Genomic DNA, 10911 nt, shown 5'->3' with positions numbered 1-10911 from the left:
CCGGATTGCAGCAAATGAGACGACAAGCTTTTGATCTCGTTTGAAGACTGTCCCGGGTAAAGACCGCTCAGCAACAGTTCCAGCTGTATTTGCCGGTCGAACCCAACCACCAACGCTCCCGCCACTCCCCCACATATCGAGCAGCTGGCTTTTAGGTGTTGTCGCATTGATTACTGCATGGACTTCCAGCAAGGACTGATCACCACAGTTCACGACTACGGCTTCTCAGGGGCGGCCCCCGATCTGTTCCACCAGCAGTTGCGTGATCGCCCCACTGCTCTGCTACTTCCTTGCTTGATGGAAGAGTTTCGCCGCCCTGCTTTGCGCCTGATTCGTGAGGTGTTGACCGGGCTGGAAGGACTTCAATCGCTGGTGATCGCCCTTGCGGCGAACTCCGTTGAGGAGGTCTTGGAAGCCGAGGCGTTCTGGGCCGAGATGCCTTTCCCCGTGCACGTGCACTGGACCAATGGCCCAGCGGTGATCGAGCTTTTGAAGTCGGTCAAATCCTTGGGCTTGGACGTGCTGGTCCCCCCTGGCAAGGGGTGGGCTGTTTGGCAGGGCCTCGGGGTGGCCTGCCGTCAGGCCGAAGTGGTGGGGCTGTTCGACGCTGATATCCGCACCTTTACGCCGGATTATCCCAAGCGGATGCTTCAGCCCCTGTTGGATCGCTCAACAGGTGTCGCTTATGTCAAAGCCTTCTACAGCCGACTTTCCCTTGAAACCCACGCATTACAGGGCCGGGCGACTCGTTTGTTTGTGGGTCCCCTTTTGAGCAGCTTGGAGCAGATCGTCGGCCCCCTTCCCTACCTCCGCTATCTCCAGTCCTTTCGCTATCCCCTGGCCGGGGAGTTTGCCTTCACCACTGATCTGGCGATGAACCTTCGCATTCCCTGCGATTGGGGCTTGGAGATCGGTCTTCTCTCTGAGGTCTACCGCCATGTCGCCATCAGCCGGATTGCCCAGGTGGATCTGGGGGTCTTTGACCACAAACACAAGGACCTGGGCAATACCCCAGATGAAGGCCTTAAGCGGATGGCCAGCGAAATCCTGCGGACGGTCTTGCGTGCATTGATGGAGCATGAAGGTTGCAACTTGCTCAGCGAGCAGCTTCCTACCTTGGAAGCGCTCTACCGCCGGGTGGGCCAGGACCGGGTTCGGCAATTTGGGTTGGATTCAGCCATTAATGGTCTTCCCCACGACCGCCATGGTGAAGAGCTCGCTGTTCACGATTTTGCTCAGTTACTTCGGCCGGCAATTACAGATCTGATGGAGACTCCATCGGTTCAGCAACTCCCCAGTTGGTCACGGGTGCTGAGCTGTAGTCAGGATCTGCAGCAGGCCTTGGCCGCGGCTGGCCAGTGCCGTTCAGCGACTGTTTTGGGGCGTAACGCTGACTACGTCAACCCCAAGCCGAATACGGCTCAATTGGCAGAGTCATTCGTCGCCGCATGATGGGTTCGATTGAGATGTCGCCTTCATCCATCACGCCTCAGGTCAAGCTCCATTACTGGACCAATGGCGGGGCCCAGAGCGTTGTGGTTCCCCTTGATGAGGAGGTGAAGCGCCATCGCCTGCTGCTCTCCCACGGGGCTGTTCTGCTTAAGCGCGAATTGATCGCTGATTGAGCCAAAAAAAGGCCCCGCCAAAGGCAGGGCTGGTCGGGATTCGTACCAAGGGTGTGACCTTGTTTCCACGCCTTGGGGCGAATCCACTCCTCACACGCACCAACTGTCGCTAGCGGACTGGCACTGTGCCAGTTCTCTTTAACCACTTGTTCAACCGCACAGCCTGTGGTTTGCTCGCGTACAAAAAACCCCGCCAGAGGCGGGGTCGGGTGGTGTGAGGAATGGTGCAACCTGTGCAGGAAGACCATGCCGCCGGCATGAATCAGTGGAGCGCTGGTGGCCGCTGTTCCACCTCGGCGGTAATCCTGATCTAGCCACGATCGTTGCAGTTGGCAGCACTGCGTCTCCCTAGTTGCTGACGACCAAGTTCTGGGCTGAGCTGCGGCGCACCAGCTCAGCGAGCGTCAGCATGTCGGCTCGATGGATCAGGCCGATGCAGCCTCCGGTTCCACTGTTCCAGTTGCGGCCGGCGCTGGGATCGAGGTGGATGCCCAGGACGCGCCGGCCCGTCGTAAAGAGAGGCTCGAGGCCGATCCAGACCGGACCGAGCTCTCGTGGGTACTCCAGGCCGAGGGGTTCCACTGCGCCGATGACGTACTGGCCCGGGGGTAAGGGTGCCTCGCTGCCCATCTGGTGTCGGTTGGCCCCTTGGAATTCCGCGCGTCCACTGACTGCCTCGAAATGCCGCACGGGTTGTCCAGGGATCTCGACCCTCAGGTCCCAGATCGGATCGCCGGTGCGAGGCAGGCGGCGGTTGGTGCGCTCAAAGGTCAACCTTGGGCTTGTGCTGAGGGCCAGGTCTTGGGCCGTGGCGGGCTGAAGAAGGGAGGCCAGGAGCGCGCATCCGCCCAGCAATTGACCGAGACCGCGACCCATGGGACTCACCTGTGAGATCGAGGTGTCCTAGGGGGGCTTTTTTTTCTCTCACCAGATAAAAACCACTTGTCCAGTCGGCTCAAGCCTGAGGGCTGACAGTGCCGTCTGCGGTGGGCAGGGTGAATTCAGGCGGTTCGTGTTCTGTGGTGCCCATGGAGATGGAATTGAGCCAGGTCCTCAAGCAGTGCCAACACCTCGTCAATCCCTATCGGATCCAAAACGGGGATGGATTTCGACTGGAGCAAATCGACCCTGGCGACACCCTGGATCTGCCCACCGATAAGAAGGGTGCCCGTGAGGCCTTAGAGCAGGGCGTTGAGATGCTCTCGGAGCTTCAGCAGCGGCTCTATGCCCAAAACAAATGGGCGGTGCTGCTGGTCTTTCAAGCGATGGATGCCGCCGGCAAAGACGGAACGATCAAACACGTGATGAGTGGCGTGAATCCCCAGGGCTGCCAGGTGTGTTCCTTTAAGGCTCCCTCCGCTCTGGATCTGGACCACGACTACCTCTGGCGCGCGAACCAATCCCTGCCAGAGCGAGGGCGCATTGGCATTTTTAACCGCAGCTACTACGAGGAGACCTTGGTTGTCCGGGTCCATCCGGAACTGTTGGCCAAGCAGTCTCTGCCGCCTGCATTGCTGGGGCCAAAACTCTGGAAACAGCGTTTCGAGGACATCCGCCACTACGAGCAGTATCTGAACCGGAACGGGGTGGTCGTTCTGAAGTTCTTCTTGCATCTCTCCAAGAAGGAGCAAAAGCGCCGCTTCCTGCAGCGATTGGAACGGCCCGAGAAGAACTGGAAGTTTTCAGCGGCTGATATTCGCGAGAGGGGGTTTTGGGAGGACTACATGCAGGCCTATCAGGAGATGATTCGCGAGACGGCGACAGCCCAGGCTCCGTGGTATGTCGTGCCCGCCGATCACAAGTGGTTCACCCGTTTGGTGGTTGCTGCTGCCGTGATTGAGCGCCTGGATGCCTTGGACCTGCGCTATCCCGAGGTCAGCCCTGAGGCAAAGCAGGCCTTGGCCAGGGCTCGCGAGCAACTGTTGTCGGAATAGGTGCTGCGCATGTGGTAGCGATCCGCTGACAGAGCGGCTGCTGGGCAAGGGGAGTCGGTGACGATGGTCCCCATGGCCAGCAGGGGGAGACCCGTGACGCAACGCAACTTCACCGATAAGAGCAGCAACCAACGTCCCCTCGGCTGGCTTCGTGATCTGATCCCCTCAGGGATCAAGCTGAAAATCAAGCAGTCGGTCCCCGGGATCGCACCATCAGCGATTGGTCAAATCGAGGTCTCTGAGGGGCTGCCTGAGGTCACCACTCACGTGGTCTTTTTGCCTCGGGATCCCCAGTGGGCTTATTGCTTCTGGTCCATCGCTGCCGCGGATCGCAAAAAGGCCCAGCGGGCAGGGGCGACCCAGCTCTGCATCCGCTTGGCGGATGTCACGGGCCTGGCCGCTGAGCAGTCCCACCCCCACACCCTCCAGGAGTTGGTGGTGGACGCGAACGCCAGCGAATGGTTCGTGCCTGTTCCCCTCGATGGCCGTGACTATCGCGTTGAGTTGGGCTACCGCCTGCGCTCTGGCGGTTGGTACTCCCTGGCCTTCTCTGCGGTGGCCCAGGTTCCTGGTTTGGAACCCTCCGAGCGCATCGCTGATGCCTTTGTGCCCTTCTCCCTTGAGGCTGGCCCGACCGCTGTGGCTGAAGCAGTGGTCGCTCCCGTCATGGGTGCAGGGGTGCAGCACGAACAGCACTACCAGCGCGCGACGCTTCCCACCCGCAGCCGCCGCGTCGGCTCAGAGGTGCTGCATGAATACGACCTGGATTCCCCGGGTCCTCTGAATGATTCCGGTACCGGTGTCTGGGCAAGCGGTCGCAGCGAATCAGGCACCGGTGCCGTGCGTGAGCGGTCCTTCTGGTTGGTGGCTGATGCTGAGCTGATTGTCTACGGCGCGACGGATCCCGCCGCAAGCCTGTTCATTGGCGACCAGCAGGTTCAGCTTGAGCAAGACGGCAGCTTCCGCATTCATGTCCCCTTCCGAGATGGCGAGCAGCTCTATCCAGTGCGCGCGATCGCTGCGGATGGCGAGCAGGAGCGCTCGATTTCGATGGAGTTTGAGCGCCGCACTCCACACGCTCGGGTGAACACCGCCGAAGAGGCTCAGACCGAGTGGTTCTAGGCCGATAGGGGCGTCGCCAGGACGGATCAGAGCCTGCTTGGACTCTGCTTTTCGACAGGTCTCGGATTCTCTCGCTCTCCCCTCCGCCGGTGCTAAAAATTTCCAGTTCTGAATGCTCTGGAATGGATTACCTCGTGCTTGCCTCTGCCGTTGCTCCCCGAGGCGTTCCCGTGATCTTGCCGGCCATTGGTGGTGCTGGCTTGATTGCGCTTCTGGTCTTCTTCCTGTCTCAGGCTTCGGCAAAGAGCTGAGCGATCAAACCAAGCCGCAACGTTCAGCGTTGCGTTGCGGCTCCTTCTCCAGTGACGTCGTCTTGGGGTCGTTCTGGAACGGGCTGAGTAAAGGTCAGGACGCAGTAATAGCGCGTATTGCTGTAGCCGATCTCCACGTCATTGCAGCGACTGCTCGTGACCACTGCTCCGGTAGGGAGTTTTGACATGGCCTCCTGCCAGGCCTGCTGACGGCTCAGGGGAGACTGCGCTGAGACCGATCCTTCTGCGGCCAGTCCCTGTGCTCCCAAACCAAGCAGTGCGGCGGCGGCGAACGCCGTGCTGCAGTGGCGCCAACCGATCATCGGGGTTCAGCGGCTCTCCCTAGAGATAGCCACGGATGACTCCAGTCCGTTAATCCAGCGTCGACCAGAGGGGACCAAGGACCGTTCCACCTCGACCCAGGGGAACCCCCCTTGACTGCAGTCGATGTCTTCGGCCATCCCGTAGCCCAGTCCGTCGTGAACCTCCTCGAGCGCCTGGGGAAAGCTCAGTGTCTTGATCGAGGCGTAGACCAGCGCGATCGCGTTGACCTCACCAGGGCTGCTGCTGCCGTTGGCATAACGCTCTCGAAGCGCTTGTGCAGAGTGCATGGACTTGGCCTTCCCCTGTCTTCCCAAGGCTGGCAGCGGATGGCTTGGCTAGCCAGGATTCAAAGCCCGACATTCGAAAATCGTTTCCTTGAGGCTGCTGTGGTCACGAGCCACCGATCCGCTCCCCTGCATGGCCATGCTCAGGCGCGATTCCAGTCCCAGTAGGGCTGTGTAGCAGCGCAGTTCGTTGGCGGCATCCGCGCGGTTCTTCAGTTGATGGGAGGTTCCCAGTGCTGCGCTGCAGTCGGCCCGAGAGGTTCCGTTCAAGCAGCGGATTGCCGCCTGTTGTAAGCCCATCAGAGACTGGGCTTGGGCGGCTTGGGTCGCCAAAAGCACAAGGCTGAGGATGCCCAGCGGCAGGGGCCAGCGGCAGTTCAACGGGGGATGAGCTGGTGAACTGACCATAAAGAAGCCGGTCCCTGTTGGAACCGGCTTTCTCAGTCTTGAATTGTGGTCGGAGCTGCTGAGGGAAGTCACCTGGGGCCAGGTGTCCAGGTGTGGGGCGGTGTACTCCAGGAGGGCACCTGAGACGGTGCAGGTTGGAGTGTCCAGCTGCGGGGCAGAGGACCCACCCACGGTTTCGAAAGACTGTTGGAGCAGGGGCCTTCAGTCAGCTCGCTCCTGGGTTCTGGCGGGGTGGAGTGTCGTCCATCAACGCCTCCGAGATCGATGTCATCAGCATCGATCTGCTCTTGAGAAGGCGCAATGAGGCTTAATACCCATTCCCTAGTGAACCGGCGGGGCCTCCTCGGTGTGGTCGTTTTGCCAGCGGGTCAGGGTGGCTGGTGAGAACTTGTGTCCATGCTTGCGGGCAACAGCGGCCACGCAGCTGTTGTTTGAGCCGCACTTGTCGAGCTCGCGCTGCATGGTGGTGTTGCCCTTGGCTTTACGCATGAACAGTTCAAGTTGGTGTCTTGACATGGCTAATTCCATGGAAAGATCGTCCTACCGCTAGCGATTGTCTGCTGACGATCCTCAAGAGTTCAGCTTCTCTTTGCGTTCCTAATCAGGCATCTTTGTTGTCTCTGTTCAGAGAAAAATCATCTGGTCTGGTTCCTTTCTCTGGCCATCGGGGGCTCTCTCCCTTGCCCTGATCGGTAGGGTCGTGGCCATGAACGTTGCTATTCGTCCGGCCACGCTCTTGGGTGGCTGTGCTGCTTTCGTCGCCTTGCTCGCCGGGTCCGTCACCGCGGCGGAGACCGATCCCTATGCCCGGTTCATGGGCCATTACGCGCAGGTCTTAAAAGCTCAGGAATCCGGTGATCTCTACAGCCTTTGCCGCTCCATGCAGGCGATGGATGGGCTGTTGATTGAACACTTCGCGGTGTTTGAACAGCGGGATCCCAGCACCGACTGGATGGAGGTGCGAGCCTCTTACAAGCCCGTGCTGGATGACCAGTGTGGCCAGGTCAGCGTTCCGCAGAAGAGCAAGCCCAAGGTCAAAGAGCAAGCTCCTGAACCGCAGACCTAAGGATCAGTCGTCGGACTGCAGAAAGCGAGGAGCGAATCGCCAGGCGAGCACGAGCGTGGCGAGGCCGTAGCCAACAAAGGTCGTCGCTTGACCGAAGCTTCCGGTGGCGTAGAGCTCTCGCTCCAGCAGGACGTAGTCCATCAAGGAGGCCACCGTTCCCCACAGGATCACCCAGACCGAGACATAGGCGATCCCTTTGAGCGTGCGTTCCATGCTCACCACATCCACTCGTCGGGGGAAGGGATTCCGCTCTCGCGGCGAACCCGCGCAATCCGCTCGAGAGCGCGCTGCTGTTCTTCACTGCGGCTCATCCAAGGACGGATCCGATTGGCCGCCTTGCTGGCATCCAAGGCCGAGGGCAGCCGTGTCAGTTTGTAGTTGACCCCGTTGTGGGTGGTGGTCTCCTTCATGGGGCTATCGGTTCAGCCAGAGCTTGATCGCGACCGTTGCGGCAGCAGCAGCCAGGATCCAGTAGAGCCAGGTCAGGTTCAGCACCGTCGCTAGCACCAGGCCGATCACAAAGAAGACCAGGAATCGGCCGAGAGTCATATCTGCTGCTGTATTCAGCTTGAGGAACTGACCTTAACGCACTGTGCCGGTTGCTCTTTCAGCAAAAGCAACTGCCAAAAAACAAATGGAACTGCCGAAGAGCAACCCGAGTTGTTGTGCAGCTTTGGCAGAGATCTGCTGCAGTTGTGATGTCAGGTCCTGTGTTGGTTGTAGGCGCGGGCCCCGTGGGGCTCACCCTGGCGCTCGCCCTGAGACAGCAGGACATCGCCGTTCGGCTGGTGGACCTTGCCCCTCAACCCAGCGATCGCTCCAAGGCCTTGGTGATCTGGCCGAGCCCTGGAGCTGTTGGATCTCCACGGCTGCGTCGAGCCTTTCTTGAAGGCTGGCATTCAGGGCCATGGCGCTCGGATTCAGGTGGGACAGCGCTTGCTCGTTGCACTCTCCTTTTCCAAGGTGCAGAGTCGTTTTCCCTATGCCTTGATGATTCCCCAGAACCGCACAGAGGCGGTTCTGGCCCAGCTGCTGGCGGAGCGGGGGGTGCAGGTTGAACGTCAACTGGAACTCACCGACTTCGCTGCATCTGAGAGCGGTGTATGCGCCGAACTCACCCGCGCTGACGGCAGCAAGGAAACGATGCAGTGCAGTTACCTGTTGGGCTGCGATGGTGCCCACAGTGTTGTGCGCCACCGACTGGGTCTGGCCTACAGCGGTGAAACCCTCGAATCGAACTGGGTCCTGGCGGACGTCAAGCTTGATGGACCTGCGGCTGCCGATCAGGTGGCGGTGGTCTGGAACCCCGATGGGATCTTGGCGCTCTTCCCGATCGTTGGGGATCGCTTCCGCATCATTGGCGATGTCTCAGGAGCGGAGGCGGCTGATCCCAGCCTGGAGCAGGTTCAAAGCCTGGTGCAGCAGCGCTTGGGATCAGGCTTCCGCGCCCACGATCCGATCTGGTTGAGCCATTTCCGAATCAACGAGCGCAAGGTCGATCGCTACAGCGTCGGACGGGTCTTTTTGGCCGGGGATGCGGCCCATATCCACAGTCCAGCGGGGGGGCAGGGCATGAACACCGGGATGCAGGACGCCTTCAATCTGGCTTGGAAGTTGGCCTTGGTGATTCAGAACAAAGCGGGGATGCAGCTGCTGGAGACCTATTCCCCTGAACGCAGCCGAATTGGCGATCAGGTGCTGCGCAATGCCTCTGTTTTGACTCGGGTGGCCCTGCTGCGGCAGCCCCTGCTGCGTCGCTTGCGCAATCTGCTGTTCTCGAACCTGGGCCGCAGCCGCCGTCTCCAAGGCCGGTTCGTGCAGCAGCTCTGTGAAACCGATCTGCACTACCGCGGCAGCGCCTTGTCTCCGGTCTTGGCTCGCTCAGGACCGGGATTGCAACCCGGGGATCGCACGCCTGACCTGCCTTGCCAGGCCCCCAGCGGGGAGACCCGGCTTTATGAGCTCCTTCGTAGAGGTTGCTTTGTACTGCTGTCCGTTGGCGCTCCCCTGCCGTCCCTGGAGCTCTCTTTGGCCAGGGATTGGGTGGTCCCGGCTAGCGCTGAGCCCCGGCCCGGGTATGCCGCTGGCAGGACCTACCTGATCCGACCGGACGCCTATCTCTGCAGCTGCACCTCCAGCGCTGATCAGGATGACCTGCTGGCGCTTTGGGATCAGTGGCGCTGAGCCGCTTTTCGACGACTTGCATCGAGAAGTGGAAGACTTGATTAAGTCCGGACAACGGATATTCGCATTTGATCAGTTTTGGGTTGATCAGCAAAAAAACCATGTTCTGGCCTTTCCGGACTACCTCTTCCATCGGTGTCGATCTGGGGACGGCGAACACCCTGATGTACGTATCAGGCAAGGGAATTGTCCTCGACGAACCCTCTGTTGTCGCTCTTGATTTAGAGAGAGGCGTCCCACTGGAGGTGGGAGAAGGCGCGAAACGCATGATCGGTAAAACCCCCAAAGCGATTCAGGCGATTCGCCCCCTGCGCGATGGCGTGATTGCTGATTATGCCGCCGCTGAGCTCATGATTCAAACCTTCATGCGCCGAGGCAATGCCGGTAAGTCGACCGCGCCTCGGATGGTCGTTGGAATCCCCAGCAGCATCACCGATGTAGAGCGCCGGGCTGTCCGTGAAGCCGGAATCACCGGGTCGAAAGAGGTCTATCTGATCGATGAAACGGTGGCCGCTGCCATTGGTGCTGGGCTGCCGATCACCGAGCCCGTCGGCAGCATGATTGTGGATATCGGAGGTGGTACAACCGATGTCGCGGTTTTGAGCCTGGGCTCTCCGGTGGAGAGTGAGTCGATCCGAATTGCTGGTGATGAAATCACCGAGAGCATCGCCGATTACTTGAAGAAGACCTATGGCTTGGTGATCGGTGAAGCCACCGCCGAGAAGGTCAAGATCAGCATTGGCTCTGCCCATGCGAATGCTCGCAATGATGATCGCCACATGGAGGTCAGCGGTTTCAACAACCGCACCGGACTGCCCGAGAGCATCACCGTGACCGCTGGTGAAATTCGCGAAGCAATCCAACAGCCCCTGGGTGCCATCGTTGACACGATCAAGCGTGTCTTGGAAAGCACTCCCCCTGAGCTCGCCGCTGATGTTCACGCCCGCGGCATCGTGCTCGCCGGTGGTGGTGCCTTGATCCCGGGCATTAGCGATTTGATTACGGAATCCACGGGTATCTTCACCATCGTTGCCGATGACCCGCTGCACTGCGTGGTTAATGGCTGTGGACAAGTGATTGAGGATTGGCAAAACCTCAAGCGCTGCACCAGCGCTGATTCCTGAGGTCTACTCCGGCCTCAAAGCCAAGGCCCCCGGGGTTCTATCCCGGGGGCCTTTTTGTGCCTCAGCTGACTTGAGCAAGGGCCAAGAGTGCCAGCAATTTGTCTTCTAACTGGTTAATCCGCCTCCACTGCGCGGTGCCCATCGTGCTGGGTGCTAGTTCAGAGCGCAGGTCGTCTAGCAGGCTCAGGGATTCCCGGGTTGCGACCTGGAGGGACGTTGTCTTGATCTTCATCAAGGATCCGCAGTCGAGCCCATCAAACAAGTCCCGAATGCGCCGTCAAGGGTGGCTCGGGTGGCAGCGCTCCCTGTTGTTTTCCTCATGCCAATAGAGCAGAACATTGGCCCGATGCAATCCGCTGACGGTTTGACAAACCCCTGAGGCCCAGCAGACCCGATAGTCGCCATCGCTGAGTGCCTCAATGGTGGACCCCTTCGGGGTGATCACCAGGATTCGTTCTGGATTGATCGCGCAACGCTCCATCGCTTCGTCGTTTCGTCGGTGCCCTGGGATGCAAAAGCCCCCGGGTGGTCCGAGGGCCATCGCTGGCGGGGTTTCGGGTTCTGCCCCTGCCACCGGTCTTGTCATGGC

18 protein-coding genes and 1 pseudogene are annotated in these 10911 nt (G+C 60.0%); 9 read left to right on the top strand and 10 right to left on the bottom strand.

From position 1 onward, the window contains the following. Positions 1–177: 177 nt before the first annotated feature. Together ACLM42_RS07020 and ACLM42_RS07015 are read left to right on the top strand one after the other, a co-directional pair. A complete protein-coding gene (locus tag ACLM42_RS07020) occupies positions 178–1452 on the top strand; it encodes a glycosyl transferase (RefSeq protein WP_415398621.1) in 1275 nt (424 codons plus the stop codon). Positions 1453–1466: 14 nt separating this feature from the next. Continuing rightward, positions 1467–1625 (top strand): hypothetical protein, encoded by a 159-nt coding sequence (locus ACLM42_RS07015; RefSeq protein WP_247910618.1) that lies wholly within the window; start codon positions 1467–1469, stop codon positions 1623–1625. A gap of 348 nt (positions 1626–1973) precedes the next feature. Here the strand turns inward: ACLM42_RS07015 and ACLM42_RS07010 are convergent, their stop codons facing one another. Beyond that, positions 1974–2501, bottom strand: a complete 528-nt coding sequence (locus tag ACLM42_RS07010) for a L,D-transpeptidase (RefSeq protein ID WP_247910619.1) — start codon at positions 2499–2501, stop codon at positions 1974–1976. 158 nt (positions 2502–2659) lie between these two features. Between ACLM42_RS07010 and ACLM42_RS07005 the strand changes: the two genes are divergently transcribed. From ACLM42_RS07005 to ACLM42_RS06995, 3 genes are all read left to right on the top strand, one after another. Beyond that, entirely contained in the window at positions 2660–3559 is a 900-nt protein-coding gene (locus ACLM42_RS07005; RefSeq protein WP_415398620.1) for a polyphosphate kinase 2 family protein, read from the top strand. 93 nt (positions 3560–3652) lie between these two features. Further along, positions 3653–4681 (top strand): DUF4912 domain-containing protein, encoded by a 1029-nt coding sequence (locus ACLM42_RS07000; protein ID WP_415398619.1) that lies wholly within the window; start codon positions 3653–3655, stop codon positions 4679–4681. Positions 4682–4803: 122 nt separating this feature from the next. Continuing rightward, the gene (locus ACLM42_RS06995; RefSeq protein WP_255439388.1) at positions 4804–4932 is read left to right on the top strand and encodes a hypothetical protein; all 129 of its coding nucleotides are present in this window, start codon (positions 4804–4806) and stop codon (positions 4930–4932) included. Positions 4933–4955: 23 nt separating this feature from the next. Here the strand turns inward: ACLM42_RS06995 and ACLM42_RS06990 are convergent, their stop codons facing one another. The 4 genes from ACLM42_RS06990 to ACLM42_RS06975 form a co-directional block, all read right to left on the bottom strand. Then, a complete protein-coding gene (locus tag ACLM42_RS06990; protein WP_415398618.1) occupies positions 4956–5255 on the bottom strand; it encodes a hypothetical protein in 300 nt (99 codons plus the stop codon). Between the two features lie 6 nt (positions 5256–5261). Further along, positions 5262–5543, bottom strand: coding sequence for a hypothetical protein (locus ACLM42_RS06985; RefSeq protein ID WP_247910623.1), 282 nt, complete (start codon positions 5541–5543; stop codon positions 5262–5264). A gap of 48 nt (positions 5544–5591) precedes the next feature. Continuing rightward, the gene (locus ACLM42_RS06980) at positions 5592–5921 is read right to left on the bottom strand and encodes a hypothetical protein (RefSeq protein WP_415398617.1); all 330 of its coding nucleotides are present in this window, start codon (positions 5919–5921) and stop codon (positions 5592–5594) included. A gap of 348 nt (positions 5922–6269) precedes the next feature. After that, the gene (locus ACLM42_RS06975; RefSeq protein ID WP_247910625.1) at positions 6270–6437 is read right to left on the bottom strand and encodes a hypothetical protein; all 168 of its coding nucleotides are present in this window, start codon (positions 6435–6437) and stop codon (positions 6270–6272) included. A 217-nt stretch (positions 6438–6654) separates the two neighbouring features. On the opposite strand from ACLM42_RS06975, the gene ACLM42_RS06970 reads away from it, so the two are divergent. Further along, positions 6655–7014: a hypothetical protein gene (locus tag ACLM42_RS06970; RefSeq protein ID WP_415398616.1), complete on the top strand. Its 360-nt coding sequence runs from the start codon at positions 6655–6657 to the stop codon at positions 7012–7014. Positions 7015–7017: 3 nt separating this feature from the next. On the opposite strand, the gene ACLM42_RS06965 is transcribed toward ACLM42_RS06970, so the two are convergent. Genes ACLM42_RS06965 through ACLM42_RS06955 form a run of 3 tightly spaced genes read right to left on the bottom strand, consistent with a single transcriptional unit; the run spans position 7018 to position 7563 of the window. Further along, positions 7018–7227 carry a hypothetical protein gene (locus ACLM42_RS06965; RefSeq protein ID WP_247910627.1) on the bottom strand — a complete coding sequence of 70 codons (210 nt, stop codon included), beginning with the start codon at positions 7225–7227 and terminating at the stop codon, positions 7018–7020. A 2-nt stretch (positions 7228–7229) separates the two neighbouring features. Next, the gene (locus ACLM42_RS06960; protein ID WP_247910628.1) at positions 7230–7424 is read right to left on the bottom strand and encodes a hypothetical protein; all 195 of its coding nucleotides are present in this window, start codon (positions 7422–7424) and stop codon (positions 7230–7232) included. 4 nt (positions 7425–7428) lie between these two features. Then, on the bottom strand, positions 7429–7563 hold the full coding sequence (locus ACLM42_RS06955) for a hypothetical protein (RefSeq protein ID WP_010316060.1): 135 nt from the start codon (positions 7561–7563) through the stop codon (positions 7429–7431). A 149-nt stretch (positions 7564–7712) separates the two neighbouring features. Between ACLM42_RS06955 and ACLM42_RS06950 the strand changes: the two are divergent. The 3 genes and pseudogenes from ACLM42_RS06950 to ACLM42_RS06940 all read left to right on the top strand — a co-directional run. After that, positions 7713–7790 (top strand): annotated as a pseudogene (locus tag ACLM42_RS06950) (hypothetical protein); the annotation flags it as partial. A gap of 79 nt (positions 7791–7869) precedes the next feature. Next, positions 7870–9198, top strand: a complete 1329-nt coding sequence (locus tag ACLM42_RS06945; RefSeq protein WP_415398615.1) for an FAD-dependent monooxygenase — start codon at positions 7870–7872, stop codon at positions 9196–9198. A 101-nt stretch (positions 9199–9299) separates the two neighbouring features. Next, positions 9300–10322, top strand: a complete 1023-nt coding sequence (locus ACLM42_RS06940; protein WP_247910630.1) for a rod shape-determining protein — start codon at positions 9300–9302, stop codon at positions 10320–10322. A 61-nt stretch (positions 10323–10383) separates the two neighbouring features. Here the strand turns inward: ACLM42_RS06940 and ACLM42_RS06935 are convergent, their stop codons facing one another. Continuing rightward, positions 10384–10554, bottom strand: a complete 171-nt coding sequence (locus tag ACLM42_RS06935; RefSeq protein ID WP_247910631.1) for a hypothetical protein — start codon at positions 10552–10554, stop codon at positions 10384–10386. A 45-nt stretch (positions 10555–10599) separates the two neighbouring features. Continuing rightward, positions 10600–10908, bottom strand: a complete 309-nt coding sequence (locus ACLM42_RS06930; protein WP_415398614.1) for a hypothetical protein — start codon at positions 10906–10908, stop codon at positions 10600–10602. Positions 10909–10911: the final 3 nt, after the last annotated feature.

The sequence above is a fragment of the Synechococcus sp. W4D4 genome (assembly GCF_047716805.1).
Taxonomy (GTDB): Bacteria; Cyanobacteriota; Cyanobacteriia; order PCC-6307; family Cyanobiaceae; genus Vulcanococcus.
Note: the sequence above shows the minus strand (reverse complement) of the source record. Positions and strands in the feature narration are given on the sequence as shown.